Raw genomic sequence first — 17426 nt, 5'->3', positions numbered from 1 at the left:
ATTATGAAAAAAATAGTAATCACCATTTTTATCTCTGTTACTTTATTATTTTTATTTCAGATAGCCACAGGATATTTGATATCAAAGGATACAAAGTTAAAAACGACAAGGATAACTAAATCAATACTAGATGCTACAGTTTTAATACATGGAGCTTGTGAATCTGAATGGACTATTGATCCTGATTATGTTGAAAAAGTTACTGGACAAAAAGCATATAATCTTGCTGAAGCATATTCAAATTTTGCTGAGAATTATTTAGCTTTATATTTATATTTGAAGCATCAGAAAAAACCAAACTATCTTATTTTACAAGTTGCTCCCCAAGAATTAAACAGATTAATTCCTGATATGCTTAACTCTTATAGGTATGCCAATTTTGTAGATGATAGTGTTGTTTATGAAATACTTAAAAAATTTGATTCACATTATGCTTTTTATAGTAATATTCCTTATCTGAGATTTTCTTATTATAATAATTTTATTCTGCAAAAAAACCTATGGGGTCTATATCTGAGTTTGACTAATAAATCTAATAATATACTTGAAAATGGGTTTAAAGCGCCCACAGAATCCGATACACTAAAAGATTTTAGTAGGCTCAATCTAAAAATTGATAAACATGAATGGGATTTTGAGCAAGAACAATATCTTAGAAAAATTATAGAGTATTGTAAGAAGGAAAACATTAAAATTATTTTGTATAAGTTGCCAGTTTATCAGAAACATTATAATGATAACCCCTTTTTAAAGGAATATACTTTTAAAATTAATGAAATCGCTAAAGAATATTTAATCCCATATTTCACTTTTGACACTTCAGCTATTACTTATAATTACCATAATTATTACGCCGTAAATCACTTTACAAGACAAGGAGTAACTAAATTTAATAAAATGTTGTTCAATACTATCAATGATAGTATTTTCAAAAAATAATTTAATAGACCTTGGCTTCATAATTTTTTATTTACATACCAAAAAGAATAAATATTACTACAAACTTCATTTGGTCTTCCCCGATCATGAAATAGGAGGTTCAGTATAACCAGGATATTGTAGAGGTCTTGTATAACTCCGAGCGCATAGCCTTGCATAAAAGAAGCTCCTGTCCTGTAGAAGAGATTATGGAACTCTTGTAGTTGTTTGATTGAAAAAAAATGAGATATGCCGATTTTTGGCTCTACACAGAAAGCTATTTCGGTGTTATTTTTAACCCTTGCTGGCAGGGACTATTTCATAAGGGAATCGAACCCCCCAAAAAAAATTAAAGATTAAAAGCCAATCGACTCAAGTCTTCTAAGAAGTAGTTCGAGATTTGTCCAGTATGGGCTACTCATTAAGTCAAAAGTCTTTAGTCGCAAGTCTAAAGACTTTTTTGTTGAATTTAATTGTGTGTTGTATCTTCAATTCTAGCGAGTGTGGACACTCGAAATTATTTTTCGGTTAAGCGCGAACGCTTAACCGGGCGGGGAACAGCCATTTGGTATTGGTTGAATGACCCGATTTTGGGATGTAACGATTTTTGGAAGCCAGTTATCATTTCTCTTTTAAAAAATGCATTTATTGTAAATATGCTTACTTGGGGGCCAATCATAGTCGAAATAATGTTATTTTTGGGATTGACATTAAATAAAAGGTGCCGAAATTCTTTATTAATAGCGGGAATATTTTCATTTTATAATTCTCTTGTTTCACGGGCTTATCAGTTTCTTTTTTTCAATGTCGGCCTCTCTTATATTATATTTAAGGCCCTGGGATCAGCCCTTCAATTTCGAATATATAACTTCTGTGAAACAAGTTTTATTAAGCAGAACCCGTAATAAAATATTTACTAGTAAATAAGAAAGGACAATATTATCGATGCTAGTATCATACCTATAAATAAATATGACTTCCGTGCCGCAAAGTTAAGAGTCCAACCTAAGGAGCGATTTTTTTTTGGTACCACAGTACGCAAGTCTTCTTTATTATAATAAAATACTCCGTATTTATAGTAAGTGAGATTATCTACCGGATCCATGATTTGGTGGTTTAGTTAATTCAAAGATAGGGATTAAATTATCTACCAGTTAAATTAATTTAAAATTAGAATTCATTTAAAAGAGAATCAAAAAAAACTAACAATAAGTTCTTCGACTTACACATGTACAAATATTAAACATCCGATACCTATTCTATTTATTCCAAGGTGAAAAAATAAATACCAGGAGGCCGGTAACTCCAGCTTAGCTACCAAGGATACACTTTAAGATATCGCCCCTGGTTGTCAGATTTTTTTTATTAACTTGTAATCATGAATGTAACAGAACTCAAAAACCTCCAGGCCCCGCTCAAAGATAAATACCGCGAGCAGCCAGAGTCAGCGATCATCACATTAAAAGCAGAAGGAAAGATAGGCGAAGGTATCTCCTGTAAAGTTGAAACCGGTAAATCCATCGTGGAAGCAGGGCTGCATCCCGCCACTGGAGGGACAGGTATGCTTGCATGCTCCGGCGACATGCTGCTTGAAGCACTGGTGGCTTGCGCGGGCGTTACCTTGCAAGCAGTGGCAACGGCTATTGAGGTAAATATCAAAAGCGGGACAGTGAGAGCAGAAGGCGACCTCGACTTCAAAGGCACTTTAGGTGTAAGTAAAGAAGCCCCTGTGGGTTTTAAAACGATCCGCCTGGAATTTGACCTGGATACAGATGCAAGCGAAGAGCAAATGACGGCTCTCAAAAAACTTACTGAAAGATATTGTGTTGTATATCAAACACTTACAAAAGGAGTGGAGGTTAAAACGGAATATCATTCTTCGCATTCTGTTTAAAATAAAAAACCCGCATTAAGCGGGTTCTCAAAAATTACTTTTTCCTTTTCATTACTGCTTAGCGGTAGCCGGACTGATGGTTGTTGAAATTTCTGTGATCACATTGGCAGGAAAACCGCCTTCCTTAGCATGTTCGCGGATGAGGTCTTCATTTTCGGCTTTGTACACGCAGAAAATCTTGTCGCCTGTTACATAGCTTTCCAGCCATTGAATTTGAGGACCCATGTTTTGCAGTACGCTGCATGATTTCCGTGAAATGCCCTTTAACTGTTCCGGAGTTAATTTGCCTGCGCCAGGGATGTCTCTTTCGATTAAATAAGTTTTCATTTTTGTTGAATTGGATGTGGATGAATTGTTTGCTGTTGTTGTTTGCGCAGTGGCGGTGATGCCGGCGAACAGGACAATGGCAAGAGGCAGAATGATGTTTTTGATACTTTTCATGATGTGAAATTTTGTGGTGAATGAATAATCGAAGATACCACCAACAAATAGCGGAGGGCTATAACAAATCATTCAATAAGTAGCAAAGGGCATGAAATAAATCAATCAAAAAGTGGTAAAATTCAATCAGTTAGCAACTATTCAATGGAGCAATTCGAGATAGGTCATTGGCAGGAGCCCGTATTTCTTTTTAAAACATTTGGTGAAATAAGATGCACTGGTAAAGCCAGAATCGAAAGTTATTTGTGCGATATTGTAATACCGTCTTCTCATCAGCTCTTTTGCTTTATGCAGCCTGAAATCTTTTACAAGCGAATTGGGTGGCAAGCTTGTAAGGGCTATCGTTTTTCTGTACAATTGTGAACCACTCATGGCAGTTTCCCTGCAATAATCTGACATATCGAAATCCGCATCCTGCCAGTTTTCCTCCAGTTTGCTAAACAATAATTTCAATAAATGCTCATCATGCGGTAAAAGGTTCAGGAAATATTTTCGCTCTTTCTGGAAAATATCATCCGCAATCAATTCTTTTACAGGTGATGCTATGGCAATCTTTCCTTCTTTTGCAATGCGGCACATGTTCGATGCGAATTGAATGGTTTCTCCAAACAGGTGGTCGCTGCGCTCAACCGGCTCACCTGCATTTACCGCTATCCTAAGATCAATCCGCTCTGAAGTGGAATCCGGCATTTCCTTCCGGATCGACAATGCACATGCCACGGCATTGGAAGCTGAAGAAAATGAAACAACAAAACCGCTTCCTTCATGTTCAACCTCCCGCCCGGCGTGTTGTAAAATGTTTTTCCGGATGATGCTGGTATGTGCACTTAATAATTCGGCTGCTTTCTCATCTCCAAACTGATGTTTCAGCAAAACAGGATCGGTCATTTTTGTAACCAATAAAATCCTGAAAGAAGGGTCGGTAAAAACTTTCAAACCATCATTTGAGATTTGAGCCTCTGGCGGATCATAGATACGCCCCAGGAAAGCTTCAACCAGGTTACTATTCACTTCAATGATTTTATGTGGAATAAGGCCATGTGCTTTACTATGCAATTCTTCCACTGCATATTTATTCGGGGCTTCAATAAGACAGAAAATGCTTTCACGGGCTTCATCGATCCAATAGGTCATACAATTGCAGCCATGTTCGTGCTGGTGAAAAAGGTCTAAATGGTGCGCCTCAGCAACATCTTTTGCTTTTACACCTGGAACAATATGAACATCCATGAATATTGGCATAACAAATGCATTAAGTATATGTTAAATTTAACACTTTTTTGCATTGATTATGAATTAGTAAAATTTAATGTGTTGATATTCTGCAAATTCCGGGAAGGAATAATTCTAAATCAAGCTTAATGTCTAATAATTAACTAACTCCAGCATTAAATAAAATTATACATTAAAACAGACTTGTCTGTTTGTATTTTTTTTCACACCTTTGCATATGCGCAAAGAGAGAAAAAATGCAGTCGGGCAAATTATCGTCGATACTGCGTCCCGTTTATTCTACAAACAGGGGTATGGCAATACGGGCATCAATCAGATTGTCCATGAATCAGGTGTTGTCAAATCCTCGCTCTACACAAGTTTCCGGTCAAAAGAAGATATCCTGATGGCTTACCTGGAAAATACAGGGTTTGTTGTGGATGAAGCTTTAAAAGGAGCTGCCGACAGGTTTGCAGATCCTAAAGAAAAGGTTTTAGCGGTCTTTGATTACCTGATAGAGTTGGTTCAGGAAAAGGAATATTACGGCTGTAATTTTCTGAATATCATTTCGGAGATACCCATAGAGGATGAGCGTGTAAGGACTCAGATCAAAAAACAAAAAAATGGTGTCCGCCGGTTGTTTTCCCAAATTCTGGGGCCGATTGGAAAAGAAGATCTGGCAGATGAAATTTATATCTTATTTGAAGGTGCTTTGATTGGAAATAAGGTGCATAATGAAATTTGGCCCATAACTATTGCGAGGAATATAGCAGGGAAACTCCTTAATTAAAAATGATTAGCTAGAAATCAGGAACTTATTGATAAAAACGGTAGACATATTAAAAATAGTAATGAACAAAAAACGGACAAGCCTGTTTTATATTTGGCTTGTGATATCAGTAAAAGAATCAGTCGTTAGTAAGTAACAACATTTATAATCGCCCCTGCTGATGAGGTTGGAACGCAAGATTGTATAAAATAAAATCGATTCTTTGTAATTATAAAAACAAACTTGTCTGTTTTATAAACTTGACAACATCTTTAGAATAAACATGAAATACCACATAAATATCAAATAAAACTAAAAATTAAAATCATGAAAAACCCAGCAGTTAAGTATCTAAAAACTAAGGTTGAAGATCTCAACGTTTTTTACCGTGAAGCAGGACCAAAGGATGCGCCTGTAATTCTTTTATTACATGGCTATCCAACCTCTTCCCACATGTACCGGAACCTGATTCCAATGCTCAGCGATAAATACCATGTGATTGCACCGGATTTGATCGGCTTCGGATTTTCTGACGCACCGCATTACAAGGCGTTCAATTATACGTTTGACAACCTTACAAAATATATCCAGGGCCTGGTGGATCAATTGGAATTAAAGCGCTTTGCTATCCAGGTGTTTGATTACGGCGCCCCTGTAGGTTACAGGCTGGCTGTTGCCAACCCCGAAAAAATTACCGGTATCATTTCCCAAAACGGTAACGCATATGTAGAAGGGCTGAGCAATGGTTGGAACCCGATCCAGAAATACTGGGCCGAGCCAACCGAGGAAAACCGAAATAACTTAAGGGTAATGACAACTGCTGATGCCACCCAACGACAATATTTTACCGGCGTGAGTGATAAGACCCTTGTAGCACCGGAGTCGTATTCACTCGATCAGTTTTTCCTTGACCGTAATGAAAATGTGGAGATTCAGCTTGACCTGTTTAAAGATTATGCCAGTAATGTGGCACTCTATCCTGCATTCCATAAGTACTTCAGGGAAAGCCAGGTGCCATTTTTAGCTGTCTGGGGTGATAAGGACCCGTTCTTTTTGCCTCCGGGTGCAGAAGCCTTCAAGAAAGATCTACCAAAAGCGATTGTGAAGTTCTTCGATACGGGCCACTTCGCGCTGGAAACCCATGTGAATGGGATCGGTGAAGAAATCTTGAAATTCCTCGAAAAATTGCCCTTAAATATCGCGTTCCGTTAAATGTGATGTAGGTCACACAACCACCTGAATTTTCCTCCCGAACTTTATCGTGTGATTTTTAACCAAAGAAAAGATATAGGGTGAGGAAGCGGCAGGAAGTACATAAGAAACGCATCAATTTCTTAAATATGAAAACAGAATCGGCCATGATACTTAGAAACCCCGCAGATGGGGAATTGGGTTTCAGAATAATACACTTTGAGGATGATAAACATTTTAACGAGGTGCAAAGAGCCCCTTACTTTTCAATTATCCTGGTATCAGAAGGGGACGGCGAATTACAAGCAGACTTCGCTGCTTATCACATTTCTAAAGGGGCATTAGTGTTCTTTTCACCATTTCAGCCATTTATGATCAATGGCACAACGCTAAAAGGAGTGATGATTAATTTTCATCCCGATTTCTTCTGCATTTTCAGGCACCAAAATGAGGTTGCGTGCGACGGTATACTTTTTGATCACCCCAATAATGCACCCTTTTTCAATATGCCTGAAAATGAAAGTGCTACGATTTACAGCATAATAGAACAAATAACAGCCGAAATGTCATTTGGAGGCCTTGCTCAACAAGATCTTCTGATCGCCTATCTTAAAATATTATTGATCGGGGCTATTAGAATAAAGTTTCTAAAAAATACAACATCCCTGCCGCTGGATCAGGGTACAGCCGACGCTAATCTTTTGCGCCGACTTAAAAGGATGATAGAGTTACATTTCAAGACCAAACATAGTGTAGGTGAATATGCAGAACTATTGAATATTCCAACAAAAACACTTGGCAGAATCGTCAAAAATCATTTCCAGAGAACCCTGACCGAAATAATAGCTGAAAGGATCGTTATGGAAGCCAAAAGAGAGCTTAATTTCACTTCTAAGACTTTAAAAGAGATTGCTTATGATCTCGGTTTTAATGATGAATATCATTTCAGCCGGTACTTTAAAAATAAGATAAAGGTTTCTCCTCAATCATTCAGGAATTCATTAAGGAATGTACATGATAGGTCATTGACATCAGGCATATTACAAAATGCCTGAGTAGCAGGTAGTCTTCATTTCTTATTTAATATTTTTATCTGCGACACTATCCCCGGGGAAAATCATCCATCATTTTGGGAAGTTTAGCCATTATAGCGGGCATTTTTTAAGGATACTTTTGTCTATTATCAATTTATATTAAATAAGAAGATGAAAATTGTATCAATTAAAAACAGCTCGTTAAAAAAGTATTTAATCGCAGCATTCGTTATTTTAAGCAGCTTGCTTATAAGGCTTAGTCCTGTAGCGGCGCAAACCCCGGTTGTAAAAAACATTGTGATTGTACATGGCGCATTTGCAGATGCTTCCGGATGGAAAAGTGTTTACACCATACTTAAAAACAAAGGTTATCATGTATCCATTGTTCAAAATCCGTTAACCTCATTAGACGATGATGTTGAAGCAACCAAACGTATACTTGATCAACAGGATGGACCGGTGGTACTGGTGGGCCATTCATGGGGCGGTGTAGTAATTACCCAAGCAGGTGTTGATCCTAAAGTTGCCTCATTAGTTTATGTAGCTGCTTTGGAGCCGGATAAAGGTGAAACCGCAAATCAATGGACAGCTACTCAGCCACAAGCACCTTCAATGCGTGTTACAGTTGATAAAAAGGGCTTTGTATTTTTTGACAGAACAACATTCCATGCGGGTTTTTGTGCCGATCTTCCTAAGGCCACAGCAGATTTCATGAATGCTTCACAACAGCCTGTCGTCGGAGCATGTTTTGGTACTCCTGTTACAGAAGCAGCCTGGAAAGATAAGCCAAGCTATGGGATAGTGTCAACTGAGGATAAAACAATCAACCCGGAGATAGAGCGTAACATGTATAAACGCGCACATGCTAAAATCACCGAGATCAAAGGCAGCCATGCTGTGTTCATCTCGCAGCCTGAGGCAGTGGCGGCGGTGATCATCAAAGCATCTCAAAAGAAGTAAGGGGTTTGATACCTGAATAAGAAGCCCGATACCCCGATACAACCGGGGTTCGGGTATCTTTAGTTGCGTCAATAACATACTGGTATTTAAAAAACCAACAGCAAAATAATAACTGGTATAATTAATCAGAACAACATGAAAAAATTACTTTATATAGTGGGATCTCCAAGAGAATCCGCGTCAGAATCGTCCAATATTGCAAATGCTTTTTTAAAACAGTATAAGGAAACAAACCCCGATGCTGTAATTGATGAGCTCAATTTGTGGAAGGAGAAAATCCCAGCATTTGACGGTAACAAGGCTGCTGCAAAAATGACCTTTTTGGGACAGGGAGTGTTAGAGGGTAAATTAATAACAGCATGGGATGAGATTGTAGAAATAACAGATCGCTTTAAATCGGCTGACGATTATCTTATTACTGTTCCAATGTGGAACGGAGGTATTCCATGGGCATTGAAACAGTATATAGACACGATCACTCAAAACGATTTGACTTTCGATTTCGGGCCAAATGGCTACTCGCCGCTATTGGAAAATAAAAAGGCCTGTGTAGTCTATACTTCCAGTGTTTACAGCCCTGTGTTGCCAAAATCATTTGGTCTTGACTATCAGGTGTCTTACATGAATTGGTGGTTAGAGTTAATAGGGGTAACTACAGTTTACAATGTGACTCTTTTAAGCACTGCTATAACACAATCTCTGGAACAAGACAGGCATTTAGCAATAGTAAAAGCGTCTGCGATCGCAAAGCACCATTTTGCGGCTTAAAAAGCCTGCCATTTTTAACTAACAGTATTTTATGAAACGATTAATTTTAAATGTTTTCGGAATTTTATTATTCGCCGGTGTTGCCAAAGGGCAATCATCAGGTGGTGCTAATGGTTTTACCCCATTGCCAAAACCGAAAGCAGGAGAAGCAGTAGCTACTTTTGGTGGTGGCTGTTTTTGGAGTATGAGCGAGGCTATGTCTGAGCTAAAAGGTGTAAATAAAGTAATTTCTGGTTATGCGGGCGGAACAACTAAAAATCCAACTTATGACCAGGTAGCTACGCTTACTACCGGGCACGCTGAATGCTCACAAATTTATTATGATCCAAAGGTGATCAGTTTTACTACTCTGGCCAATGCGTTCTTTTTTGCTCACGACCCCACAGAGCTTAACCGCCAGGGGCCCGACGTAGGTACCGACTATCGTTCGATTGCCTTTTACCGAACCCCGGAAGAGAAAAATATTTTATTGGGTCTGATAAAAAAGATTAACCAATCGAAGCATTATTCTAAAGCAATAGTTACCCAGGTTGTTCCATTTACTGGATTTTATGCTGCTGAAAATTATCATCAGTGCTATTACAGGCTCAATGGCGATAAATCTTATATAGTGCAAGTTTCAAAGCCCAAAGTAATGAAATTCAGAAAAGTGATGAATGCGGAATTAAAAGCGGAATTTCAAAAATGATAAAAGGAGGCTGTATCAAAATTCGATTGATACAAACCTCTTCTTTTTAAGACCACCTACCCTTTAAGCGTTCCGCTTAAAGGGTTATGTGTTCAAGTGGCACGCCATAGCCGTTAACTTAAGCGGATATGTTGTTTTTCACCTAACTCCGTTAGGAGCAAAATATTGGTAGAAAATTAAAAATTAAACGTGTAGCGTGCCGTTCGGTACGCAACAACGCGGGGGTTCCGTACCTGACGGCACGGATTTTTTTGGCTTTGTATGTCTACCAATATTTGGCCCTTACAGGGCCGGTTCTTAAGTTAACGGCTATGGCGGCACGCTTGAACAGGCGCGAGGAAAAGTTAACTGCCAAATTCTCTCGGTTAAAGGAATCGGGTGGCGAATGCCACAAATTATTTGGCCATATTTGTTAACAATCACATTTTTGAATTCATGCAAACCCAAAATTTGTTTCGCGGTATCTTCAGTTGTATTATCCTTTCCGCATATCTTATAATCAATGCCGATAATTGTTTAGCGCAAATAACCGATACAGCGTTATCTGCAAGTCAAATAGCCGAAATTCAACGCAAAAATGGACTTGATCCGATAACCCCACTTTCCATGCGCATTCGGGACGCTTCGGCCAGTGTAATAAAATTATTTCGGGAAGCAGGCATGTCGCCCAGCCAACACCAGCTTACCGGAGAAGAACGTTTGAAAGTTTCTAAGGCATTTGCTGTCCTTCCTCCCCTCCACCAAAGGGTATTAAGGGCACATTTACGAAGCATTAATTTTCTTGACAATATGCCAAATACCGCCCTGACCTCGCTAGTGAATCATGATGACCAGTTTAAGCTTTATGATATAACCTTTCGTGCAGCAATTCTCAAGCAGAATTTATCGCAATGGATCACGGAAAAAGAGCGAAGTTGTTTCAAAGGGGGCGACTCCTCCTTAAATGTCTCCATCATGGCCGGCGAACTTGATGCTATAGCCTATGTGCTGATGCATGAAGCCACGCATGTTGTCGACGGATCGCTTGGAATATTACCCAATAATACCAGCAAGAAATCTTTCGACAGCCTGGCAAGCGGTTCCTTTACTACCGGCATCTGGCTTGACCGTACCACTATTGCCGCAAAGTTTCGTGATTCCTTGTTGGATAGTACCCGTTTCCGGCCTGGCGGAAAAGTCTTGCCGCTTGATCGGGCTGTGGAGATTTACCGGGCGCTCGGGCGCACCCCATTTGTTTCACTTTACAGCACCAGCAGCCAGCATGAAGACCTTGCCGAGTTCGTTACCGTTTATGACTTAACGCAAAAATTAAAACAACCTTTCAGGATCGTGATTAGAAAAAACGGCAAGGACATTTTCTCCTATGAGCCAATGAAATCGAAACTGGTACAAAGCCGGGGCAAGTATTTAAGTTTTTTTTACTCAGATATCTGATCATTTGTTGCCTCACCTTCGGTTCTGGAACTGTCAAAGCATTTCACCGTAATTGCTCCGGGTTTGCGTGGTGTTGGAAAATCTGATTCAGGGCTACAAAAAGGTCTGTTGGATTTTTCATGGAAAAATAATCAAAAAATAATTGTAGTTGCTAAAGCGCATACTCCTTTTGCGCTTTAGCTTTTCAGATTATGGCAAGGTTCCTCGTTTTTAATTAAGATAACAAACAAAATGCATATTGCACTAAAAACTAAACAGCGTTAGCTGATTACCTCAGATTTCAAACCAGAAAAAATGCACTTTCCGGCAGGGAAAAAAGCAGTAAATTTAATAAGCAGCCAGATAAACGGATGCAGGTATTGGGCGCTGAATAAATATTCCCATCTAAATAAAGAAGCTTGCCAGTTGATTGAATGACGGTATATTGGGAATTTGATGATTTGACGATATGTCAATTCTTTTATGATTTCTAAAAGATAAAATGCTGGCATGAAAGTAGGTTACGAAGTCGTGATTTAATTAAAAAAATGCTGACGAAGTTTTAGGCCTAAGTTCTCCTTCGTGGTTTTGCTCCTAATCAATGCCGGTATGAAGAACTCTTAAGACTATACCCTGAACTTTATAATATAATACCTAAAAACCGGATAACCGCCTACCTGGGTGTTTCCAGAGAAACACTTAGCCCGATTACACCAGGCTTGAAATGTGATGTATGTCACATAAATTACGCTCTCGTCGAAATGTGATCTAGGTCACGCAAGTACCTGTAATTTCCTGCCGTACTTTGTTGTATAATTCAAACACAAAGAAATGGAAAATCAAAAATTTAAGATCGTAAGCACCCAAAGTAATATCGATTGGGTAGGCGCAAAAGTAACCGGCGCACACAATGGTACTATATCAGTTAAGGAAGGTGAACTCATTTTGAATGACGGTAAACTTGCCGGCGGTAAATTCATTATCGATACCACCTCCATCAAAATACTGGACGTAACCGACCCTGCAACTAATGCACAATTCTTCGATCACCTGGCTTCTGATGATTTCTTCTCTATTGATAAATACCCGGAAGCTACTTTGGAGATCACTTCGGTTTCAGGCAAACATGTTGAAGGCAACCTGACCATCAAAGGCATCACCCATCCGGTTGGTTTTGATGCAGCTGTAAATGTTAATGGCGATGCATTAATTGCAACCGGCAAACTGGTGATCGACCGTACCAAATATGAAATGAAATTCCGTTCCGGTAATTTCTTCAAGGATTTAGGTGATACCCTGATCTACAATGATTTTGAACTTAATGTAAGTGTAACCGCTAAGGCTGCCTGATAAGCCGCTTTAACATAAAACAAATAATACACAGCTAACGAATAATAGTATAATGAAAAAACAAACCATAATAGTTACCGGCGCCTCATCTGGCATCGGCAAAGAAGTAGCCCGCCATTTTTTAGAAAACGGCGATAATGTAGTGATCAATTCTTCAACTGCTGAAAAACTGGAAGAAGTTTACCATGAATTGGGCGCAGGCGAAAACCTGGCCATGGCAGCTGGTGATGTAAGCGATAAAAGAACCGGCGAGAAGCTTTTGGCAACTGCCATGGAAAAATTTGGCTCTGCAGATGTACTGGTGAACAACGCCGGTATATTTGAAACCAAGCCTTTCCTCGAAGTGGACGAAGCTTACCTCGACCGTTTTTTGAATACCAACCTGAAAGGCACCTACTTCACCACTCAGGCCATTATTCCCCAAATGCTGAAACAGCATGATGGTGTAGTGATCAATATTGGCACCCCGCTGGTTAACCACGCCCTTGCAGGAGTACCGATTACTGCACAAATGGCTTCAAAAGGGGCAATACAAGCGCTTACTATACAGCTGGCAGGCGAGTTTGGAAAAGATAACATCAGGGTCAATTCGATTGGACCCGGTACGATCCGCACCCCTATGCATGGTGATAATGCTGATCAAAGTGCGGGATTGCATTTGCTGAACCGTGTGGGCGAAGTGAACGATATCGCAGAAATGGTTTATACAGTTGCCAAGAGCAACTTTATTACCGGCGCTATTATCAATGTAGATGGTGGTATTGGAGCCGGACATAACCTGAATTAACATGAAATGCATATCACGCATGTATAGTGATCGATAGGTGTTGTTTGGGAAGATGATACGCTCATAAGAAATAATTTACCGGGTAGTTGCAATTGCGACTGCCTGGTAAAGAATGGCAAGGGGAAAAATCAGACAGCGGGTCTGAATAAAATGCTACAAAAACATAATATCATGAACAATTCAAAAGTGTGGTATGTAACAGGGGCTTCCCAGGGGTTGGGACTGACTCTCGTAAAGAAATTGCTTGATCATGGCTACCGCGTTGCTGCAACTTCACGCGATGCGCATACGCTGAGCCAGGCAATCGGCTTAATAGACAAGGATCGCTTTCTTCCGCTGGCTGTCGACTTGAACAACCTGGATTGCATTGATGAATCTATACAGCAAACGCTGGCAGCATTCAGGCGGATAGATGTGGTGGTAAATAATGCTGGTTACGGAATGACCGGAACAATAGAAGAGATTGCAGAGCAGGATATCAGGAACATTTTTAATGTTAATGTGCTGGCAACTATAGATGTGGTAAAGAGTGTTCTGCCGGCAATGCGCAGTCAAAAATCGGGCTATATTATTAATATCGGTTCGGTGGCCGGTTTTGTGGGTGCCCCGGACTGGTCTGTTTATTCGGCTGCCAAAGCCGCGGTGGCCGCCTTCTCCGAAGTGATCGCACTGGATGTCAAAGAATTTGGGATCAAGGTTACTGTAGTTGAGCCATCAGGTTTCCGCACATGCTTTTTGACCAAGGACTCATTAGCACTAATCTCGTCCAAAATCGAGGGATATGAAGCTGTAAAAAACACACAAGACCGATACCTGTCAGCAAACGGACAACAACCAGGCGACCCGGATCGTGCAGCAGAAATATTTATAGAATTAGCAGAAAGCTCAGAACCGCCAATGCAACTGTTTCTTGGGGCTGATGCTTATAAGAGGGCTTCTGGAAAATTGGCTGCGATGTCAACAGAATTGGAACAGTGGAAATCAATTACTATCGGGGCCGATTATAAATAATCGAGTACATCAATTAACAGAGTTTTTTTTATGCTCCAGATCTTGCTTATCCTCCTTTTGCTTATCCCGGTCGGTAAAACGTCCGCACATCATATATCAGAATAATTTTTTAATCACAACAATGAAAAACAACAAAAACGGGAATTTACAAGTGGATGATCCGGTGACTTTGAATTTGAGTGTTGCCATTCCAATTGCTCTTATTTTGAACGAGGCAATTTCCAACTCACTGAAGCATGGATTCCCGGACGGACGGGAAGGCGCTGTAACTGTTGAACTGCAATGCCTTGGTGGCCACGCAAAGTTATTGAAGATCGCAGACGATGGCATCGGAATTCCGCCTTACATCGACGAAAGTCATACTAATTCCTTCGGCCTTCGTCTTATTCGTGGTTTGACTTCTGATATTTCAGGAACACTATCGATAGAAAAATCCGAAGGAACATCGATTGTAATCGCTTTCGATATTAATGATGAAACAGGCTTTCCTGTCACTAATAGTTAGTTCACTGTCTGCAGACCAAAATCTTTTTGGTGGCCATCATTTCCGAATCACATTCCGGTGGCCGCCGAAATTAGAGGTGGATTTTAACACACCGCATATAGTAAAAACGTGTAAAAAAGCGATATTTAGTTAGTAAGTAGCCATACTTTTCTTATTAACAGCCTGATTGCCAATTGTTTCATATAATGGCACGGTTTTGATTAAGTCATTGGTAAAATTAAAGGTGAACCAAATTCATCAATTAACTAGCCCTGGGATATGAAGCAATTAACTTCCACAAATAATGACACGAATTATAAAATCCCCGGCTTTTCCGGTAAACAAACAGACGACATGGGCCAGATGAGAGAATATTATGGAAAAACTACAAAAACTTATTGCAGGCTGTTTGAAACAAAACAGAAAAGATCAAAAGATGCTGTATAAAGCATTTTATGGCTTTGCAATGCGGATATGTTTGCGCTATGCTGGTAATCGTTACGAGGCTGCTGAAATCATGAACAAGGGTTTTTTAAAGGTGTTCAATAATTTAAATAAATACGATACAGACCGTCCGTTCATTCCCTGGGTTGGCCGTATCATGATAAATACCTCTGTAGATTATTACAGAAGCAACCTGAAGTTATTACTGAACGACGATCTGGATGCGGCAGAAGACATCGGTCATAATGATTTACCAGATCAGAAATTGAACTATGATGATCTGTTAGGTATGATACAGCAATTGCCAAACGCGTACCGCACAGTATTTAACTTATTTGCTATTGAAGGGTTCTCGCACGAGGAGATCGCCGCACAACTGAACATCAGCACGGGTGCATCAAAATCAAACCTGTTTAAAGCGAGAGAGAAACTAAAAATAATGATACTTAATTCCGGGCGGTTACTGGATAACTCTTCTAGGGATGCGCGGGCATAAAATTGTTACTATTAGCGCCATCAGCATCGGAATATCATATTTGATTGAATTAATAATGAGATAAAGCTGAACAAATTCATCAATTAACTAACCCTGGAATATGAAGCAATTAACTTCTACAAATAATAAGATAGATAATAAGCCCGCGCAGATTTCCGGTAAACGGACAATTGACAGGGAGCCGTTGAGAGAATATTATGGAAATTGGAAATTAAGTCTTAAAACCAATACGCTGGCTTTAAATTCGGCAGCTAAGAACTTACTTGGTCTGCGACAAGAATGTAATTACGATATAAGGCAATTGTTAAGGCTGATCGATCTTCAATGTTTTGAAAAAGCAAAAACCTGGTTTAGAATGCTGGGAAGCGGTGGGGTTTTGGAGCCTGTTCATTTAAAAGTCTGTACAACGGGCAGTAATACTATCTGGGTAAGGCTATCCGGGTTTCATTACACGGATAACCGGCGGTCCCAGGGACTGATATTGGGTATCATTCAGGATTATACACAGCATGTAAATGAAGAACGCATAACCTTATCTATCGTAAATCATGAGATCCGCACCCCATTGTCGGTAATGAAACTAAGCGCCCAGATGATCCAGCTACCAGGTAAAGACCCATTTAAGGTTTCACATGCGGACCTGGCCAGGAATATTGAACGTCATGTTGACGGGGTCACCAGGCTGCTCGATCAGTATTTGTCTGATTCTGATGATAACGGCAAACTCCAAAGGCTGAACCTCTCAGTTTTTGACCTTAATCACCTTGTCAGGCAAGTCCTTGAAGATGTAACCATGATTCACTGTCAGCACAAGTTTATCAATAAGAATTCAGGTCAGGCTATGGTAAGGGCAGACAAATACCTGGTTATGCAGGTTTTAATAAATTACTTAACTAACGCGGTTAAGTATTCACCAAAAAACTCAGAGATCACAGTTGAAGTGTGCGTTGATGCACGGGATATCGTGGTTGGGATCACCGACCAGGGGGAAGGAATACCTGCCGGGCTGGAGAATCGGATTTTTGAGCAGTTTTTCCGTACCGGCAGAAAATGTTCAAAGGATACCGCCAGCAGAGGACTCGGGCTTTATTTGGTTAAACAGATCATCGAGCGCCATAAAGGATCAGTTTGGATGAAAAGTGGCGGGGAAAAAGGTTCTGTGTTCTTCTTTAGCCTGCCATCGCATAGGCGCGAATGCGAAATGGGATAACCCGGGAGGAAATTCAGCCGGGTCCTGATTTCGCTTATTTGGACTTTATTACCGTTCTGCCGCGTCACACCATCGAAATCATTAGTTACAGGCAGGATCTTAAGACGGGTGCTTCAGAACTATTACGGAGCTTAAAAAGCGCCTTTTCTTTTAATCGGCCTACATGTTCTTTGGTGATATTCAGGCATTTACCAATATCCTCCAGTGACATAGGCGAGGCTATAGCTATCGCCCGTGGGTTATTGCTTATTTTTAAGTGGATCAATCTAACGGATAGACGTTTTCGCGGCTAATTTTTAACAACAAAATTCGATAGCCTCTGCATACTGAAAATTATAAAAGCTGTCATTATAAAT

General features: G+C 39.8%; 18 protein-coding genes. 15 read left to right on the top strand and 3 right to left on the bottom strand.

Annotated elements, in window-relative coordinates; translation table 11 throughout:
• Positions 1-3 precede the first annotated feature (3 nt).
• Both ACPPVU_RS05550 and ACPPVU_RS05545 read left to right on the top strand, forming a co-directional pair.
• A complete protein-coding gene (locus ACPPVU_RS05550; RefSeq protein ID WP_426670696.1) occupies positions 4-939 on the top strand; it encodes a hypothetical protein in 936 nt (311 codons plus the stop codon).
• 1357 nt (positions 940-2296) lie between these two features.
• Complete coding sequence (locus ACPPVU_RS05545) at positions 2297-2812, top strand: OsmC family protein (protein WP_426670695.1); 516 nt, start codon at positions 2297-2299, stop codon at positions 2810-2812.
• 51 nt (positions 2813-2863) lie between these two features.
• Here ACPPVU_RS05545 and ACPPVU_RS05540 read toward each other — a convergent pair whose 3' ends face one another.
• Positions 2864-3253, bottom strand: a complete 390-nt coding sequence (locus ACPPVU_RS05540; protein WP_426670694.1) for a DUF4242 domain-containing protein — start codon at positions 3251-3253, stop codon at positions 2864-2866.
• Between the two features lie 141 nt (positions 3254-3394).
• The gene (locus ACPPVU_RS05535) at positions 3395-4483 is read right to left on the bottom strand and encodes a nickel-binding protein (protein ID WP_426670693.1); all 1089 of its coding nucleotides are present in this window, start codon (positions 4481-4483) and stop codon (positions 3395-3397) included.
• 220 nt (positions 4484-4703) lie between these two features.
• Here ACPPVU_RS05535 and ACPPVU_RS05530 point away from each other — a divergent pair, with 220 nt between their 5' ends.
• From ACPPVU_RS05530 to ACPPVU_RS05470, 13 genes are all read left to right on the top strand, one after another.
• The gene (locus ACPPVU_RS05530) at positions 4704-5255 is read left to right on the top strand and encodes a TetR/AcrR family transcriptional regulator (RefSeq protein ID WP_426670692.1); all 552 of its coding nucleotides are present in this window, start codon (positions 4704-4706) and stop codon (positions 5253-5255) included.
• Positions 5256-5561: 306 nt separating this feature from the next.
• Complete coding sequence (locus ACPPVU_RS05525) at positions 5562-6446, top strand: alpha/beta fold hydrolase (RefSeq protein ID WP_426670691.1); 885 nt, start codon at positions 5562-5564, stop codon at positions 6444-6446.
• Between the two features lie 128 nt (positions 6447-6574).
• Positions 6575-7480 (top strand): helix-turn-helix domain-containing protein, encoded by a 906-nt coding sequence (locus tag ACPPVU_RS05520; protein WP_426670690.1) that lies wholly within the window; start codon positions 6575-6577, stop codon positions 7478-7480.
• A 150-nt stretch (positions 7481-7630) separates the two neighbouring features.
• Positions 7631-8419 carry an alpha/beta hydrolase gene (locus ACPPVU_RS05515; RefSeq protein ID WP_426670689.1) on the top strand — a complete coding sequence of 263 codons (789 nt, stop codon included), beginning with the start codon at positions 7631-7633 and terminating at the stop codon, positions 8417-8419.
• 135 nt (positions 8420-8554) lie between these two features.
• Positions 8555-9187 carry an FMN-dependent NADH-azoreductase gene (locus tag ACPPVU_RS05510; protein WP_426670688.1) on the top strand — a complete coding sequence of 211 codons (633 nt, stop codon included), beginning with the start codon at positions 8555-8557 and terminating at the stop codon, positions 9185-9187.
• 31 nt (positions 9188-9218) lie between these two features.
• Positions 9219-9875, top strand: a complete 657-nt coding sequence (msrA, locus tag ACPPVU_RS05505; RefSeq protein ID WP_426670687.1) for a peptide-methionine (S)-S-oxide reductase MsrA — start codon at positions 9219-9221, stop codon at positions 9873-9875.
• 435 nt (positions 9876-10310) lie between these two features.
• Positions 10311-11309 (top strand): hypothetical protein, encoded by a 999-nt coding sequence (locus tag ACPPVU_RS05500; protein WP_426670686.1) that lies wholly within the window; start codon positions 10311-10313, stop codon positions 11307-11309.
• Between the two features lie 810 nt (positions 11310-12119).
• Entirely contained in the window at positions 12120-12638 is a 519-nt protein-coding gene (locus ACPPVU_RS05495; RefSeq protein WP_426670685.1) for a YceI family protein, read from the top strand.
• A gap of 52 nt (positions 12639-12690) precedes the next feature.
• Entirely contained in the window at positions 12691-13425 is a 735-nt protein-coding gene (locus ACPPVU_RS05490; RefSeq protein WP_426670684.1) for an SDR family NAD(P)-dependent oxidoreductase, read from the top strand.
• A 171-nt stretch (positions 13426-13596) separates the two neighbouring features.
• Positions 13597-14436, top strand: a complete 840-nt coding sequence (locus ACPPVU_RS05485; RefSeq protein WP_426670683.1) for an SDR family NAD(P)-dependent oxidoreductase — start codon at positions 13597-13599, stop codon at positions 14434-14436.
• Positions 14437-14557: 121 nt separating this feature from the next.
• Complete coding sequence (locus ACPPVU_RS05480; protein ID WP_426670682.1) at positions 14558-14941, top strand: sensor histidine kinase; 384 nt, start codon at positions 14558-14560, stop codon at positions 14939-14941.
• 355 nt (positions 14942-15296) lie between these two features.
• Positions 15297-15860, top strand: a complete 564-nt coding sequence (locus ACPPVU_RS05475; RefSeq protein ID WP_426670681.1) for an RNA polymerase sigma factor — start codon at positions 15297-15299, stop codon at positions 15858-15860.
• Positions 15861-15960: 100 nt separating this feature from the next.
• Entirely contained in the window at positions 15961-17070 is a 1110-nt protein-coding gene (locus ACPPVU_RS05470; RefSeq protein WP_426670680.1) for an ATP-binding protein, read from the top strand.
• Positions 17071-17155: 85 nt separating this feature from the next.
• On the opposite strand, the gene ACPPVU_RS05465 is transcribed toward ACPPVU_RS05470, so the two are convergent.
• Positions 17156-17335: a sigma factor-like helix-turn-helix DNA-binding protein gene (locus ACPPVU_RS05465; RefSeq protein WP_426670679.1), complete on the bottom strand. Its 180-nt coding sequence runs from the start codon at positions 17333-17335 to the stop codon at positions 17156-17158.
• Positions 17336-17426: the final 91 nt, after the last annotated feature.

Origin of the sequence: Mucilaginibacter sp. McL0603 (assembly GCF_049992945.1) — a bacterium.
GTDB lineage: Bacteria > Bacteroidota > Bacteroidia > Sphingobacteriales > Sphingobacteriaceae > Mucilaginibacter.
The sequence above is the reverse complement of the archived record's forward strand: the minus strand, read 5'-3'. Positions and strand labels throughout refer to the sequence as shown.

Coding starts and splice junctions, on each gene's coding strand:
- ACPPVU_RS05550 (WP_426670696.1), top strand. CDS start 4: ATGAAAAAAATAGTAATCACCATTTTTATCTCTGTTACTTTATTATTT.
- ACPPVU_RS05545 (WP_426670695.1), top strand. CDS start 2,297: ATGAATGTAACAGAACTCAAAAACCTCCAGGCCCCGCTCAAAGATAAA.
- ACPPVU_RS05540 (WP_426670694.1), bottom strand. CDS start 3,253: ATGAAAAGTATCAAAAACATCATTCTGCCTCTTGCCATTGTCCTGTTC.
- ACPPVU_RS05535 (WP_426670693.1), bottom strand. CDS start 4,483: ATGGATGTTCATATTGTTCCAGGTGTAAAAGCAAAAGATGTTGCTGAG.
- ACPPVU_RS05530 (WP_426670692.1), top strand. CDS start 4,704: ATGCGCAAAGAGAGAAAAAATGCAGTCGGGCAAATTATCGTCGATACT.
- ACPPVU_RS05525 (WP_426670691.1), top strand. CDS start 5,562: ATGAAAAACCCAGCAGTTAAGTATCTAAAAACTAAGGTTGAAGATCTC.
- ACPPVU_RS05520 (WP_426670690.1), top strand. CDS start 6,575: ATGAAAACAGAATCGGCCATGATACTTAGAAACCCCGCAGATGGGGAA.
- ACPPVU_RS05515 (WP_426670689.1), top strand. CDS start 7,631: ATGAAAATTGTATCAATTAAAAACAGCTCGTTAAAAAAGTATTTAATC.
- ACPPVU_RS05510 (WP_426670688.1), top strand. CDS start 8,555: ATGAAAAAATTACTTTATATAGTGGGATCTCCAAGAGAATCCGCGTCA.
- msrA (WP_426670687.1), top strand. CDS start 9,219: ATGAAACGATTAATTTTAAATGTTTTCGGAATTTTATTATTCGCCGGT.
- ACPPVU_RS05500 (WP_426670686.1), top strand. CDS start 10,311: ATGCAAACCCAAAATTTGTTTCGCGGTATCTTCAGTTGTATTATCCTT.
- ACPPVU_RS05495 (WP_426670685.1), top strand. CDS start 12,120: ATGGAAAATCAAAAATTTAAGATCGTAAGCACCCAAAGTAATATCGAT.
- ACPPVU_RS05490 (WP_426670684.1), top strand. CDS start 12,691: ATGAAAAAACAAACCATAATAGTTACCGGCGCCTCATCTGGCATCGGC.
- ACPPVU_RS05485 (WP_426670683.1), top strand. CDS start 13,597: ATGAACAATTCAAAAGTGTGGTATGTAACAGGGGCTTCCCAGGGGTTG.
- ACPPVU_RS05480 (WP_426670682.1), top strand. CDS start 14,558: ATGAAAAACAACAAAAACGGGAATTTACAAGTGGATGATCCGGTGACT.
- ACPPVU_RS05475 (WP_426670681.1), top strand. CDS start 15,297: ATGGAAAAACTACAAAAACTTATTGCAGGCTGTTTGAAACAAAACAGA.
- ACPPVU_RS05470 (WP_426670680.1), top strand. CDS start 15,961: ATGAAGCAATTAACTTCTACAAATAATAAGATAGATAATAAGCCCGCG.